The sequence below is a fragment of the Streptomyces sp. NPDC002573 genome, from assembly GCF_042889625.1.
GTDB classification, from domain to species: domain Bacteria; phylum Actinomycetota; class Actinomycetes; order Streptomycetales; family Streptomycetaceae; genus Streptomyces; species Streptomyces gibsoniae.
Genome location: NZ_JBIARC010000115.1, coordinates 1 through 14,057, shown reverse-complemented (window position 1 = coordinate 14,057; position 14,057 = coordinate 1). Strand labels below are relative to the sequence as shown.

At 68.1% G+C, this 14,057-nt stretch carries 11 protein-coding genes and 1 pseudogene; 3 read left to right on the top strand and 9 right to left on the bottom strand.

The annotated features are described in order from the left end of the window. Positions 1 to 132 precede the first annotated feature (132 nt). Together ACFYX0_RS43525 and ACFYX0_RS43520 are read right to left on the bottom strand one after the other, a co-directional pair. Positions 133 to 249: pseudogene (locus tag ACFYX0_RS43525) on the bottom strand (universal stress protein); the annotation flags it as partial. 95 nt (positions 250 to 344) lie between these two features. Beyond that, positions 345 to 788, bottom strand: a complete 444-nt coding sequence (locus ACFYX0_RS43520; protein ID WP_311701126.1) for a universal stress protein — start codon at positions 786 to 788, stop codon at positions 345 to 347. A gap of 124 nt (positions 789 to 912) precedes the next feature. Here ACFYX0_RS43520 and ACFYX0_RS43515 point away from each other — a divergent pair, with 124 nt between their 5' ends. Beyond that, complete coding sequence (locus ACFYX0_RS43515; RefSeq protein ID WP_311701124.1) at positions 913 to 1,269, top strand: hypothetical protein; 357 nt, start codon at positions 913 to 915, stop codon at positions 1,267 to 1,269. Between the two features lie 445 nt (positions 1,270 to 1,714). Here ACFYX0_RS43515 and ACFYX0_RS43510 read toward each other — a convergent pair whose 3' ends face one another. The 3 genes from ACFYX0_RS43510 to ACFYX0_RS43500 all read right to left on the bottom strand — a co-directional run bounded on the left by ACFYX0_RS43510 (position 1,715) and on the right by ACFYX0_RS43500 (position 3,889). Continuing rightward, complete coding sequence (locus tag ACFYX0_RS43510) at positions 1,715 to 2,389, bottom strand: CBS domain-containing protein (protein ID WP_311701123.1); 675 nt, start codon at positions 2,387 to 2,389, stop codon at positions 1,715 to 1,717. Between the two features lie 336 nt (positions 2,390 to 2,725). Next, positions 2,726 to 3,403 (bottom strand): CBS domain-containing protein, encoded by a 678-nt coding sequence (locus tag ACFYX0_RS43505; protein WP_311701122.1) that lies wholly within the window; start codon positions 3,401 to 3,403, stop codon positions 2,726 to 2,728. A gap of 24 nt (positions 3,404 to 3,427) precedes the next feature. After that, a complete protein-coding gene (locus ACFYX0_RS43500) occupies positions 3,428 to 3,889 on the bottom strand; it encodes a cyclic nucleotide-binding domain-containing protein (RefSeq protein WP_311701121.1) in 462 nt (153 codons plus the stop codon). Between the two features lie 311 nt (positions 3,890 to 4,200). Between ACFYX0_RS43500 and ACFYX0_RS43495 the strand changes: the two genes are divergently transcribed. Further along, a complete protein-coding gene (locus ACFYX0_RS43495) occupies positions 4,201 to 5,100 on the top strand; it encodes a universal stress protein (protein WP_388980269.1) in 900 nt (299 codons plus the stop codon). Positions 5,101 to 5,157: 57 nt separating this feature from the next. After that, a complete protein-coding gene (locus ACFYX0_RS43490) occupies positions 5,158 to 7,557 on the top strand; it encodes a glycosyl hydrolase family 65 protein (protein ID WP_311701119.1) in 2,400 nt (799 codons plus the stop codon). Between the two features lie 267 nt (positions 7,558 to 7,824). Here the strand turns inward: ACFYX0_RS43490 and ACFYX0_RS43485 are convergent, their stop codons facing one another. From ACFYX0_RS43485 to ACFYX0_RS43470, 4 genes are all read right to left on the bottom strand, one after another. Then, positions 7,825 to 8,508 (bottom strand): helix-turn-helix domain-containing protein, encoded by a 684-nt coding sequence (locus tag ACFYX0_RS43485; RefSeq protein ID WP_388980266.1) that lies wholly within the window; start codon positions 8,506 to 8,508, stop codon positions 7,825 to 7,827. Between the two features lie 54 nt (positions 8,509 to 8,562). Beyond that, positions 8,563 to 8,859, bottom strand: a complete 297-nt coding sequence (locus tag ACFYX0_RS43480; RefSeq protein ID WP_388980264.1) for a CBS domain-containing protein — start codon at positions 8,857 to 8,859, stop codon at positions 8,563 to 8,565. 14 nt (positions 8,860 to 8,873) lie between these two features. Further along, positions 8,874 to 11,567: a GNAT family N-acetyltransferase gene (locus ACFYX0_RS43475; protein ID WP_388980261.1), complete on the bottom strand. Its 2,694-nt coding sequence runs from the start codon at positions 11,565 to 11,567 to the stop codon at positions 8,874 to 8,876. Positions 11,568 to 11,673: 106 nt separating this feature from the next. Then, entirely contained in the window at positions 11,674 to 13,962 is a 2,289-nt protein-coding gene (locus ACFYX0_RS43470) for a multicopper oxidase family protein (RefSeq protein WP_388980258.1), read from the bottom strand. Positions 13,963 to 14,057 lie beyond the last annotated feature (95 nt).

Sequence of the window (14,057 nt, the reverse complement as noted above, 5' to 3'; positions counted from 1 at the left end):
CCGCGACGACATCCACGAAGCGTTCCTCAGCCTGGCCTGCGGCATCATCTGCTGGCGCCGACTGGTCAACCTCTCACTTTGTTAGGAGTTCTTAGCGCCACCACCACGCCGCCCTAGAGTGTGAATAGAACTCTCTTCGAGGGTTTCGGCGCGGACCAGCACCACGGGCCGCTCGGCCCGGGCCACGACGGGCATACTGACGTCGCCCAGGAAGTAGCTCTCGACGGGCTCCAGCCCACGGGAGCCGAGCCGACTCGGCCGGACCCGGGCAGGTGGGTGCATGCAAGATCCACCATGCACGAGCCCCGAGCCGTCGGGACCCGGTCATGGACGGCCGGACCGCCTCATCGCGATTCCGGGCGCACGATGACAACCGGGCACTTCGCATGGTGAGCGACGTGCTGGCTGACGGACCCCAGTAAGGCCCGCGCGAACCCACCCCGCCCCCTGCTGCCCACCACCAACGCCTCCGCGCCCTCAGCGGCAATCAGAAGCACCTCGACGGTGTTCCCTCGGACCACAAGCCCCCGCACCGAGGCCGCTCCCTCCGCTCCCAGCACATCACTCAGCTCCTGGCTCAGCCGTTGCCGGGGGACGGCCTCTTCGAAGTCGGCGTCCACGGCCAGAGCCGACCAGCCGTACGCGCCGGGCAGATCCCACGCCGCCACCGCGTCCACGGTGCCGCCGATCAGGTGGGCGTACCGCACGGCCCAGCGCAGCGCCGCGTGAGAGGACGGCGAACCGTCGACACCGACCACGACACGAGGCCTGGAAGCGTCCGTGCCCATACGTCTCACCTCTCCTGCGGCCATCTCGCCGACCGTGGTGGATGCCATCCCTAACCTCCACGCTGCGCGAGTCCCTGGCGCCGCGCCAGGGAAAGGCGGCCGAGTGGGCCGTATGCGCCGGTTAGTGAGCCGATCAGCCGTTGGCGCGCTGCGGCGAACGGTACGTCGAAACCAGCCGAACAAGCCGGTGCTTCGCCGGGCGAACGGCACGACACACGGGCGAGGTGGCGAACCGGTCGAGCTGGAGCGGCTGGCGCTGGTGCCAGTCATGGGTGGGGAGGGTGCGGTCGGGGTCGACGTCCAGGCGCAGGAGGACGATCCCGACGTCCGCCCCGGACACCTTGAAGGTGTCGTCAGGGAGCTTGATGATCTCGCCCTCGTTGTCGGCGATGAGCTTGCGGAACTCGACCGGTGGAGCGGCGCCTGTAATCCGGCGGACGTGGATGTGCCCGAGAACGGCGACGAACGGGCGGGGGCATGACCATGTACGACCTTGCCCAGCAATTGGTGTATGGCGCCGAGCGCGACATCGAGGTCATCGGCGCAACCGGGCCGAGCATGCGCCAGTCACCAAAAGGGCGGTCCATGTGAACGGCGGGGCGAAGCGGCCTGGACAACAAATCTCCTGGCTGTCGGGCGCCGCGCCCAGTGGTCCGGCGGCACACCCGCCGCATCGGGCGGTCCGACTACCGCGCCAGTCTGCTGCTGTGACTCCCACACCCAGCACGTCAGCGCGGATCTGACCAACGGCGTCCCGCAGAACGAGAGGGCGAAGCCGCACCGCATTGAGATCACCGGCTGAGCCAGTGCCGGGACCGGCCGTCACGGTCTGTGCATGCCATACGGCGGGCCAATCCGCCGCTTCCGTGAAGGGTTGGCGGTCCTGCCGCCGGTCCCTGCCTACTCCGCCCGCAGCCCTGGATGTCTTACAGGCCGGTGGGGTAACGCCGGGCGTCGTCAATCCGGTATGCGATGTGCTCGGAGACCGAGACCACTCCGTCCACACTTCGGCACAGGCGCTCGATGACGGGGATCAGGCTCTCGAACTCGACGGAGCCACCGAGGGTGACCCGCCCCTCGCGAACCTCGACCGTCACCTCTGCGGGAGCAAAGCCCAACGTCTGCTGCAGCACGTATCGGGTGATCTCGTCGCGGATGGCATCGTCACGGCGCAGGAAGACCCGCAGCAGGTCGCCACGACTGACGATGCCCTGGAGCCGGTCCGTCTCGTCCACGACGGGCAGCCGTTTGACCTTGTGGACCTCCATCAGGCGGGCCGCTTCGACCACACTCCACTCCGGGTGCGCGCACACCGCGGGGGCCGACATCAGTTCCTCGGCTCTGGCCCCCTCGGTCTTGGCCCGCTCCCAGGCCTCCAGATGCGGAATCGGTGTCCGGCCGAATGGGTCGGCCTGGTCCGCGCACTTGCGCAGCAGGTCGGCCTCGGACACCACACCCACCGGGCGGTCCAGTTCGTCCACCACCGGCACGGCCGTGACATCGTTCTCCGCCAGCAGCTTGACGATCTCCTTGAACGGCATGTCACGCCGCGCCCGGACGACCTCCCGGGTCATTAGTTCTCCCACCGTCCGGTGGTGCATGTCCCCGCTCCCTTTCCGGGCCGTGACAGCCAGTCGTGATCACGTGTCCACCGTGTCAGGAATCTGTCGCCCGCAGGCGAGCCGCTGAGCCCGTCCGGCAAACCCCGGATCCGGGGATTGGCACCCCACGCGTCGGCATGTCGCGCGTGGCACGTTGGGCACAGCGACATTCTCAGGGAACGGCGGCGATCACGCGAGCTCACCTTGGCGGTCAACCGCGCCGCCCAGTGCCATCAGCACTCGACATCCAGGGCGCCACAGTTCGCCTGCGCTCCACCCCCGACTCCTTACAGTCGACAAGCACCCACCGTCCGCCTGCCCACGCTGACGGTCTTGTCACTGCGTGTCCGCGGATCCCACCGGAGCGCCGGACTCGCCAGTGAGAAGGGGTTCGACATCCACCACGCCCTCCACGGCCCGGACGAGTCGCGCGGCAACCGCGATGAGCGAGGTGTCCTGGACCCGCCCGCGGAGGGTGACGACTCCCTCGTGCACGTGCACGTGGATGGTGTGGCTGAGGGCGGGGAACAGGTAGGACACCACCGTGCGGCGCACCTCTTCCTCGATGTCGTCATCCGGCCGTAGGAAGACTTTCAGCAGATCCCCGCGGCTGACAATCCCCCTGAGTATGCCCTCATCGTCCACCACGGGAAGGCGCTTGACGTGCCTCACCGCCATGATCCGGGCCGCCTGGGCCAGTGTGACATCGGGATGCACCGTGACAGCGGGGGTGCTCATGAGCTCCTCGGCGGTCGCGGCTCCCGCCTTGGCGATGTCGGCCAGGCGCTCACGCTGCGCGTACAGCGTCAGATCTTGGTCGTGGAACTCCTCCTTCGGCAGGAGGTCGGCCTCGGAGACCACGCCGATGACGCGCCCATCCCCCTCCAGGACGGGAAGAGCACTGACCTTCCATTGCCCCAGGGTCTGCACGATCTCCTTGAAGGGTGCGTTGAGCCTGACGGCGACCACACTCTGGGTCATCACATCGCTCACGATGTGCGGAGTCTCAGGCACGTCGGACTTCCTCCCTTCGCCCGATCAGGGCACATCGCCTGCGCCGTACGGCGCGTACAGGTCCAGCAGCCGCACCCGGGCGGCCCTGAGCCGGTCCGCTATCACCCCGGCGACGTAGATACACAGAGCATGATCAAACGCCGGATCCTTCTTACACAGCTCACGGACCGCCGCTGCGTCGAATTCGTAGGCACGGACGGGGCTGACGGCCTCGGCCCCCAGGTGCCAGTGCCGGGGAGGGATGAACCAGGACCAGCCCAACATTTGTCCGGCACCGAGGGTTTCGACCACCACCGGACGTCGGCCCGGCACGTGAAGATCGAGGGCGACCGCGCCCGTGTGGATGACCCAAAAGCGATCGGCCTTGGCGCCCTCGTTGAAGATGCGCTCGCCCGTCTCGAAGGACACCTCGCGGGCGAGTGACATGAGCTGGTCGCGATGGTCCTTGGTCAGGGCGCCGAAAATGCCTGTCCGTGGACCGACCATGACCTTCCCCTTTCCTCTGCCCTCGAACGTGGAGGGCGGGCCAATCTGTCCGGTCGCGGACGGCGCAGTGCACTGAGAGTGCCGGACGTCGTCCGCCGAGACCGAGCACTGTTCGTTCCGTTGGACGGCGACGACCGGTGGCTCTGTGGGTTCGCTCCGCCCGACCGTATGACTCCACCATCGCCGCAAACCAGGGCAGTGCAACCCGGCGGCCGGCCCCGGGTCGCCGAGCGGTCCGCATGTCGCGGCGTTTCCTGTGCGGTGCGACGGTAGTCGCAGGGGGTCTCTCGTCGGCCGGACAGGAGAAGGCGATGGGGATGTCGGAATTCCCGCTGGTCGTGGGCGTCGACGGATCGGATTCCAGCCTGCAGGCAGTGGACTGGGCAGTGGACGAAGCGGTACGTCACGGACTGCCGCTGCGCCTCGTCCATGCCTCCCGGTGGGAACGGTACGAAGGACGCCGTCCGTCCTTCAGCACCGATCGTCCGGCCGGAGAGGTCATGGCGGACCACATTATTGCCTCCTGCACGGAGCGCGCCCGGCTTCGTAACCCCGGAGTGAAGGTCTCGGGCGAAGTACTGCCTGACGATGCGGTGTCCGCGCTGTCGAAGGCGGGGCATGAGGCATTTGCCCTGGTGACAGGCTCCCGCGGCCGTGGCGAGGTCCCCGGGTTGCTGCTGGGGTCGGTCAGCCTTGCAGTGGCCGGCCGCGCCGTGTGCCCGGTCATCGTGGTCCGTGGCTCGGAGCAGAACCGGCAGGGAGCCCTTGGGCGGGTGGTGGTCGGGGTCGGTGAATCCCCCGGGGGATCACGAGCCGTACGGTTCGCCGTCCGCGAGGCCGGGACGCGCCGCTGTGCCCTGGAGGCCGTGCGGGTCTGGCGGGTCCCGGCCCATGAGCACGGGGGCCACCATCTCCCGGACTTCGTCCAGGGAGAGGACGATGCCGCTCGCGTGTACCAGGAGCAGGCCTCAACCCACCTCACCGAAGCGCTGCGCGAAGCCGTACAGGGCCGCCCCCAGGTCGATGTGCACCGCAAGCCGGTCGAGGGCCCGGCTCACAAGGTCCTTCTGGAAGCATCGGCCGATGCCGACCTGGTCGTCGTCGGCGCTCGCAGACGGCACGGTCATTCCGGACTGCAGTTCGGCAGGGTCACCTGTGCGCTGCTGCACCATTCCGCATGCCCGGTTGCGGTCGTCCCTCAGCCCGACTGAGCTCCGGCACACGGGTCGAGCTCACGCATATCTCGTGAAGAGGGGTGAGGGCGTCGGATGTCGGAGTGGACCTGGGAGTACGAAGGCTACGACCCCGACGCGGAGCGACTGCGTGAATCGCTGTGCACGCTCGGCAACGGCTATTTCGCCACCCGTGGCGCGGTTCCCGAGTGCAGGGCGGGCCTGGTGCACTACCCAGGGACCTATGTGGCCGGGTGCTACAACCGTCTGGAGTCGACCGTGGCCGGGCGCCAGGTGGTGAACGAGGACCTGGTCAACCTCCCCAACTGGCTGCTCCTGCGGTTCCGTTGCCGATCCGCCCACGGACCGTGGGGCCAATGGTTCTCCCCGGGCGCTTGCAGCCTCCACCACTACCGGCACAGCCTGGATCTGCGCCGCGGCACGCTCACCCGCTCGTTCCGCTACCGGGACGACGACGCCGGCGTGCTGTGTGTGGAGCAGGTTCGTCTCGTGCATATGGGGGACCCGCATCTGGGCGCGCTGCGGACCGTGTTCACAGCCGAGGACTGGGCGGGAGAGATCGAGATCGAGGCCGCCGTTGACGGAGGCGTGATCAACAGCAACGTACACCGATACCGGTCCCTCAACCGGAGTCATCTGGCCCACATGCAGTTCGGTGCGCAGAAGCCCGACGTGGTGTGGCTCTACTGCCGTACCACCACCTCCGACATCGCTATCGCGATGGCGGCTCGGACAGTGGTCACCGGGCAGCCGCCGGTCTCGTCGGAGGTGCGTTCCACCCGGCACCGCGTCGTCCACCACCTGGTGATCCCCATCGCTCCAGGCCGGCCCGTCGACGTGGAGAAAACGCTGGCGCTGCACACCTCACGCGATACGGCGATCAGCAACCCGCTCTCGGCCGCAGTCGACCAGATATGCGCAGCCGCGGACTTCTCAACCCTGCTGCACTCACACGTCGCCGCGTGGGAGCAGTTGTGGCGGCGCGCCGAGGTCCAAGTGCCCGGTCAGGCCGGCCGGGTCCTGCGCCTGCATCTGTTCCATGTCCTGCAGACGCTGTCACCGCACACCGCGGATTTGGACGTGGGCGTACCGGCCCGCGGACTGCACGGGGAGGCGTACCGTGGGCATGTCTTCTGGGACGAGCTGTTCGTCCTGCCGTACTTGAACCTGCACCTGCCGGAAGTGTCCCGGGCCCTGCTGGACTACCGCTACCGCCGCCTGCCGCAGGCCTGCCGCGCGGCCACCGCGGCGGGCCGTGCCGGAGCGATGTACCCGTGGCAGAGCGGCAGCGACGGCCGCGAAGAGACCCCGGAGTGGCATCTCAACCCTCGCTCGGGCCGCTGGCTGCCGGACCACTCCCGGCTCCAGCACCATGTCGGCTCGGCCATCGCCTACAACGTGTGGCAGTACTGCGAGGCCACCGGTGACACCGAGTTCCTGCACACCAAGGGGGCCGAGATGCTGTTGCAGATCGCCCGCTTCTGGGCGGACATCTCGGTGTTCGACCCTGACTACGGTCGCTACCGCATCCGCGGCGTCGTGGGCCCCGACGAGTACCACGACGGCTACCCGGACGCTGCTCGGCCGGGCCTGGACGACAACACGTACACCAACGTCACCGCCGCCTGGGTCCTCAACCGAACCCTGGACCTTCTGCGACGCCTTCCCGCATGGCGTCGAGAGGAACTCTTCGAACGCGTGCAGTTGGACGGTGACCAACTTCCGAAGTGGGAGGAAATCTCCAGGCGGTTGAGGGTGCCGTACCACCAGGGCGTCATCAGCCAGTTCGAGGGTTACGACGAACTTGCGGAGTTGGACTGGGATGCCTATCGGGGGCGGTACGGTGACATCCGAAGGCTGGACAGGATCCTTGAGGCCGAGGGCGACACGGTCAACCGCTACAAGGCATCCAAGCAAGCCGACGTCCTCATGCTCGGCTACCTCTTCTCGCACACGGAGCTTCAACAGCTGTTCCATCGTCTCGGGTACAGCCTGGACGGCGAGGTCTGGCGCAAGACCGTTGACTACTACCTTCAGCGCACCAGCCACGGCTCCACCCTCAGCGGACTCGTCCACGGCTGGGTCCTTGCCCGGGTCAAACGAGCCGAGGCATGGACGTACTGCCAGGAAGCCCTGGAGGCGGACATCGCCGATCTTCAGGGCGGCACAACCGGCGAGGGCATCCACCTCGGCGCCATGGCCGGCACCCTCGACCTGGTACAGCGCGGCCTGACCGGCTTGGAGACCCGTGAGGACGCCTTGTGGCTGGACCCGGTGCCGCTTCCGACGCTGTCCGAGTACGGGTTCTCGCTGCGCTATCGCGGCCACTGGGGTGTCGGCCTATGGCTGCAGAGCGGACAACTGCGCATCACCGTGCCCGACTCGGAGGAATCCGCGATCCGCTTGGTGCTGGCCGACCGAGCCGTCACCATGGCACCGGGAGAGACCTGCACGCTCGTGCTGCCGACAAGGTGATCACAGTTATGTTCTTCGCGGTCCTGCGTGCCGAAGGCCAGCGGCCCTGGGCCGATCCAGGCACCCGGTTCCCCGGCGCGCCTGGGCTGCGTCCACTTTTTCCACCACGCGGGATAGCAATACGTCTCCTGCTCGCCCTTCCGCGTCCCGATGGCCCACTCGAAGGCCGACCGCGCCACCCTCGCGGGGAGCGGGACTGCCTGCAGCAAATGAGCGAACGCCACTCACCATGCCTTTCGAGTCGGCGTCGAGGATCCCCGCGTCCCGTCACACGGTGATCCGACGGCCCGTGACTCTGAGTGGATTGATACGGATCCACATGTCGCGCTGTCCGCCTGGCCACGGTTCGCTGTAAGCCCGCTCTTGCAGGAGCCTTACGGAGTCGGGGTCCGTCACGCAGCTGGCTGGTCCGCACACCAGAACGCTCCATCCCTGGCTCAACGCTCCGTCGATGTGGTCGATCTCGCAGGCCACCTGGCAGCCCAGAGTCTGTGCAAGCGCGGTGTGGGGATGGGTCCTGAAGACGATCAAGCCCTCGACCACGCTGTAGTTCACGGGGAGGATCAGCGGTCCTGATGGGGTGGTCACGGCGAGCCTGCCTACGCCGTGGGTCGAGAGCAGGTCCCAGCACGCTTGTGGGCTCAGTTCGGTGAACTTCGGACGCCGACCCGCCTGACCAAGGCCGGGCGGCAGATCGATATCGCCGCCAGTGAGTTCCCGGACGGTGGTCTCGAGTGCTCCGGCCAGCCTGAGAAGGGAGGCAGCGCCGGGCGTGGCGATGGGCTGCTCCTCCAGGTACTGGAGATAACTGGCGGCCATGCCCGCCCGATCAGCTGCTTCCTCCCGGGACAAGCCGAGCCGCTTACGCCGCTGGGCGATCCGGCGCCCGAGGTCGCCAGTAGAGTTGCCCCTCACGGCGTTCGACGATGGCAGTGTGGCCATGATCCTCATCTCCTTCACGGAATGCGCAGGCAATCGTCGGCGATACCGTGACGTGATGGCTCGTCAGGGTGGCAGGCGGGAGTCGTAGAAGCGGCAGGTGAGCTGGTTGGCCACCGCGACGACGCCGTCGATCTGCTTCGTCATGGAGAGGACGATCTCTGTCCTGCTCCTGCGTTCCAACTGGCCAATGAGGGGGACCCCCACGCCTTCGACCACGATGACCTTGTCGTCCTCGTCCACCACCGGCAGTCCCCTGATCCAGCCGTCCGCGAGCAGTCGTGCGACTTCCTTGAACGGAGCGAAGCACTCGGCGCGGATGACATCACTGGTCATCGCGGAGCCGGCCTTGTTGCGCTTCATGTCCGTTTCCTCCTTCAGCGAAGTCGACGCAGATACGGGTCCCAGGGCATGCGCGGCAGCAGGCGAACGCGTGCGTCGAGCACGGTGACTCCGGTGGGCGTCGCAAGTACGGGGTTGAAGTCGGCCTCCGCGAGCTGCGGCAGATCACTCGCGATGCGGGACACCCGCAGGAGTAGTTGTTCCAGGCCCTCCAGATCGACGGGCCCGGCACCGTGCGTGCCGAACAGGAGCGGGACGCATCGTGGGGCTGTGATCAGCTCGTGGACGTCGTGGTCGGTGAGGGGGGCGAGCCGCGCGGCGTGGTCTGCGAGCACCTCGGTGGCCGTGCCACCCAGTCCGAAGAGCACCAGCGGTCCGAAGACCTCGTCCTGGACGACGCCGGCGAACAGTTCGGTTCCGCGCGCGGCGAGCGGCTGGACCACCACGCCCGTGATCCGGCTCGCGAATCGTGTCTCGAAGTCCCGGAAAGCAGCCCGTATTTGCGCGTCACCCTGCAGGTCGAGGCGGACGGCCTGCTCCTCGCTCTTGTGCAGCAATCCCGGCCAGTGGGCCTTCATCACGACCCGGCCGTCGAGGCCGCGCAGTTGGTGGGCGGCGCGGACGGCGTCGCTCTCGGTCTCGGCCCAGGCCCACGGGAGCTGTGGAATGCCGTAGCAGTCCAGCAGCGCGGCGCAGGTGCGCGGTTCGAGCCAGCCACCGTCTGTCTGGAGCGTGAGGTAGGCATCGGTGATCTCATGGGCACGCCGGGTGTCGACTCCGTCGAGGTCCGGGACCGTTCCGACGGGTTGGGCGAGCCAGGCGGCGCGGCGGGCAGCGTGAGCCAACGCCCGTGCCGCCACCTGCGGGTCCGCAAACGACGGAATGGTGCCGCCGTGGGCGGCGGGCAGCAGCTTCACCGGAAGGTCCTGCTCAAGGCGTACCACGACTACCGGCCGTGCCTGGTGCGCGGGGCCGTCGGTGAGAGCGCGGACCAGGTCTTCACCGGTCGCCGCGGCGACCGCCGTAGGTACGAGGGCCACCAGGACGGCGTCGATGCCGGGAGAGCGCAGGAGCCGGTCCAGGCAGTTCCGGAGCTGGTCTTCGGAGGCGGCGGCGGTGGTGTCGCTGGGGTTCCCTACCGCTGCACCGCGAGGCAGCACGGCGGCCAGTCCGTCCATCACCTCGGGCGCGAGCGATGGCAGGGCAAGGCCCGCTTCCACGCAGGCGTCGGCCGCCAGGACCCCGACGCCCCCCGCGTTGGAGACGATCGCGACCCGGGTCCCTGCCGGGAGCGGCTGCGCATGCATCAGGGCGGCTGCTTCCAGGAGTTCGCCGACCGAGCGGGTGGCGGTGATGCCGGCCTGGGTGAACAGCGCCTGCCGAGTCATGGTGCGGGTGGCGGCCGCCGCGGTGTGCGAGGCGGCGGCACGGCGGCCCGCATCGGTGCGCCCGGCGTCCACGGTCAGGAGGGGCATACGACGGGTCACACGGCGGGCCGTACGGGAGAACGCCCGCGGGTTGCCGAAGGACTCCAGGTGCAGCAGAGCGAGGTCGGTACGGCGGTCACTCACCCACCACTGGAGCATGTCATTGCCACTGACGTCGTACTTGTCGCCGAGCGACACGAAGGACGAGACCCCGATGCCCAGTCGGGAGAGTCCCTCGAGCAGCGCGATCCCCACCCCGCCGGACTGCACGGCGACCCCGGCGGTGCCGGGGCGGGGATGGTCGGCGGCGAAGGTGGCATCGAGCCGCAGCTCTGGGTCGGTATTGGAGATGCCGAGGCAGTTGGGCCCCACGAGCCGCATGCCGTGGCTGCGGCACGCTCCCAGCAAGGCCTCGGCCTGGTTCCGGTCGAGACCGGCGCTGACGACGAGGAGCGCCCGTACACCCACCTTGCCGCACTCCTCGGCCAGGGCCGGGACCGCCGTGGCAGGCACGGCGACGACCACAAGATCCGGAACCACGGGCAGGGCACTGACCGAGGGGTGGGAGGGCACACCGAGAACCGAGGCGACGTGGGGGTTCACGGCGAACAGCCGACGGGTGAAGCCGCCCGCTCGAAGGTGGTGCAGGACGGCCCGCCCCACCGACCCCGGTCTGCGACCCGCGCCGACCACGGCGACCGCGTCCGGTCTTAGCAGGGGCTCCAGGCTGGCCACGTCGGCTGCCCGGCCCCGCTCCTCCACGGCAGAGAGGTAGGTCTCGTCCTCGTCGAGGAGGATGGTGCAGCGAACCTCTGGTCCCTCGAAGCGACGTGCCGTGCGCAGCCCGAGGTCGGCGAAGAGCCGGAGCACCTCGCGGTTCTCACACAGCGCGTCGGCCGAGAATGTGGTGACACCCTCTGCACGCGCCGCCGAGACCAGGTGCTCGACGAGCAGTGTGCCGACTCCTCGGTGGTGCAGTCGGTCGGCGACCGCGATGGAAATCTCGGCCGCGTCGCCACAGCCTCCGGTGTCGTACTCGGCGAGGCCTATGACCTGGCCCTGTGTCTCGGCCAGCAGCGCCCGATATCCCGGACGCTCCGGGCCGCACGCGCGGTCGGCGGCCATGGTGGCCGACCGCGCGCTGATCGCGAAGAACCGCAAACGGAGGTTCTCCGGGGACATCTCTTTGTAGAAGTCCCGCAACTGATCGTGATCGCCCGGCTCCACGGTGCGGATAAGCACGGTGGTGCCGTCCGCGAGCAGGGCATAGACCGGGTGCCGGCAGAGCGTGTCGTCTGTCATCACGCGCCTCCTGGCCTCTCAACACTTCGAGCATCCTGCGGATCGGATGGTGATCGCATGGGCTGTCCGGGGTGAGGCAAGGGGCCGGTCGGCCCTGGTGCCTCCGTCACGGCGGTTGGTGACGGGCTTGTGGGCTCACCTCGGTGTACTGGGCCGGTCCGACGCGGTAGGGCCGCATCATCTCGTTGTCCTCGTGTTCGAGCATGTGGCAGTGCCATACGAACAGGCCAGCCCGGTCGAACGTCGCTTTGAGTCGTGTGACGGTGCCCGGGTAGGCGATGGCGGTGTCCTTGAAGCCGCGCTCCCATGGCTCAGCGGGCAAGAGGGTCTTCTGCCCGGACTTGCGCCGGTCGACGATCTGGAACTGGACCTCGTGGATGTGGATCGGGTGAGCATCGGCGGTGAAGTTGTGGATTTCCCAGATCTCGGTTGCTCCCAGCGTCGGGTTCTCCGTCACAGGGTCATCCCATTGCATGAGGACCGGCTTTCCGTGGCTGTCGACGGTCCCGAGAAGCACTCGACGGGGGCCGACGTGCGGCAGAACGGCGGAGTTCTGCTCGTTGAGGGAAAGCCGGCGGACGCGGTCCGCCGTGCCCAGAGGCACGAGTGGCGGCAGGGTCAGTTGAGACGGCGGCACGCTCATATCGAACGAGGTCGGGGATCGGACGACGAACTTCAGAACCTGCCCGGTCGTGCCCGGGTTCGCGGGCGTGAAGTCGGTTCCCGCCCTCCCGCCTTGGAACGTCGAGTCGGGACCCTCGTTGATGAGGTACAGAGCGGTGCCGACGGTTACCGAGGTGAAGTCGATGATCACGTCGGCGCGCTCCGCGGGAGCGATGAGCAACTGCTCGCGTTGTACGGGGGCGGGAAGGAAGCCGCCTTCACTTCCCAGCTGCCAGAAGGCGAGGGTTGGTGCCGCGGGACGGCGGGCGACGGGATCGGCGACGACCTTCAGAATGAGGTACCGCGCATTGCACCCGTTGAGCACGCGAAGTCGGTAGCGCCGGGGCTCGACATCGAGGACTGGCCAGGTTCTGCCGTTGACCACCATCGTGTCGCCGAAGAACTCGGGATTCCAGATCGGCGGGACATCGCTGCCCGGCACGTAGGGGCCCTTGAATCCGTCGAAGGCAGCGCGGCCCGCAGGGTAGAGAAGACTGCCGTCCGTGTAGAAGGACCTGTCCTGAATCACGAGCGGGATCTCGTAATACCTCCGCCCCGGTGGATCTGCAGGGCAAGGGGCGGGCCCGGGCAGGACGCCGGTGGGCAGGTCCGCCGGTCCCCCGCGCAGGAGGTAGAACCCGGCCAAGCCGGCGTAGACGTTCAGGCGCGTCACTCCCAAGGTGTGATCGTGGAACCAGAAGGTCGCCGGGCGTTCCTCGTTGTCGTACTGGAAGACGGCCTCTCCCGGTTCCCACGTGACGTCGTAGGCGGCTTCGGCCTTGTGCTTGTACACGTCGTAGAACGATCCGACCCGGGCGTAGCCGGCGGGGATGTCGACAGCCTCGGGAAGGTACCAGGCTTCGGGGTATCCGTCGCTTTCCTCGGTGTTCCGGCCTCCGTGCAGATGCGTCACGATCGGTACCGGGCCGGTGTACGGACCCGGTGTCGAACGGAACATCGGGTGCCCATCCCGGCCCCCCGTCCCACCTGGCGGGTTCGCCCAGTGCAGTGCCGGATCGACCGGCAGCAGGTGCGGCAGATGACGACCCGAGTGATCGAGCAACTCGTTCTTCCACCGCACCCGCACGGGCGTGCCGACCCGGGCTTCGATGGTGAACGCAGGGGAGTGGAAGGTGCCAGGGTCCTCTGTGGAGCCGTAGCCCCACACCGTCGTCGCCGGCAAGCCAGGAGGCAGCACTTGCTGCCGGAACTGACGGACACCGATGGAGTAGTGGTCGATCCCATCCGCCGGGCCGCGGCGAGACCGGGGCATGACCGGGGGGATCACCAGAGGCGCGCGGTACTTTCCGATGCGTTCCGGAACCAGAGCCGTGCCCCCCGCCGGTGACGACAACCTCGCCGGGACGAATCCGAGGCCGGTGGGGAGGACAACGAACGCGCCTCCGGCAACGGCAGCCTGGATGACACGCCGCCTCGTAACCACACCCGTTCTCCGTTCGCCGTGCCGGACCGAAGGCAGCCCGCGTCGCACTCGCAGGTTTGCACAGACTGCGGCGCCCTGGGTTGCGCACATACTCCGGACAGGGGGTCCGAAGTGGCCGACGGGCGACACGTCGGCAACGAAAGGCACACAGTGACCAGCGACAACACCCCGGGGACAAACCCCGCACACGCGAACCCACCCCCAGCGTCTGCCGCGATCTACGCAGCCGGATGACCGGAGTCGTGCACCGCGTGGCAACCGGAGGAACGGATCCGCATAAGGGGTCATACGGTGGTGAGGTGGTTGGTCACCTCGATCACGTCGTCGATGTCCTCCACCTCCGCCAGCAGCCTGGACATCGAGGCTTGTGACATCCGGCCCGT

Coding starts and splice junctions, on each gene's coding strand:
- ACFYX0_RS43480 (WP_388980264.1), bottom strand. CDS start 8,859: ATGAAGCGCAACAAGGCCGGCTCCGCGATGACCAGTGATGTCATCCGC.
- ACFYX0_RS43475 (WP_388980261.1), bottom strand. CDS start 11,567: ATGACAGACGACACGCTCTGCCGGCACCCGGTCTATGCCCTGCTCGCG.
- ACFYX0_RS43495 (WP_388980269.1), top strand. CDS start 4,201: ATGGGGATGTCGGAATTCCCGCTGGTCGTGGGCGTCGACGGATCGGAT.
- ACFYX0_RS43485 (WP_388980266.1), bottom strand. CDS start 8,508: ATGAGGATCATGGCCACACTGCCATCGTCGAACGCCGTGAGGGGCAAC.
- ACFYX0_RS43520 (WP_311701126.1), bottom strand. CDS start 788: ATGGGCACGGACGCTTCCAGGCCTCGTGTCGTGGTCGGTGTCGACGGT.
- ACFYX0_RS43490 (WP_311701119.1), top strand. CDS start 5,158: ATGTCGGAGTGGACCTGGGAGTACGAAGGCTACGACCCCGACGCGGAG.
- ACFYX0_RS43470 (WP_388980258.1), bottom strand. CDS start 13,962: ATGACCCCTTATGCGGATCCGTTCCTCCGGTTGCCACGCGGTGCACGA.
- ACFYX0_RS43500 (WP_311701121.1), bottom strand. CDS start 3,889: ATGGTCGGTCCACGGACAGGCATTTTCGGCGCCCTGACCAAGGACCAT.
- ACFYX0_RS43510 (WP_311701123.1), bottom strand. CDS start 2,389: ATGCACCACCGGACGGTGGGAGAACTAATGACCCGGGAGGTCGTCCGG.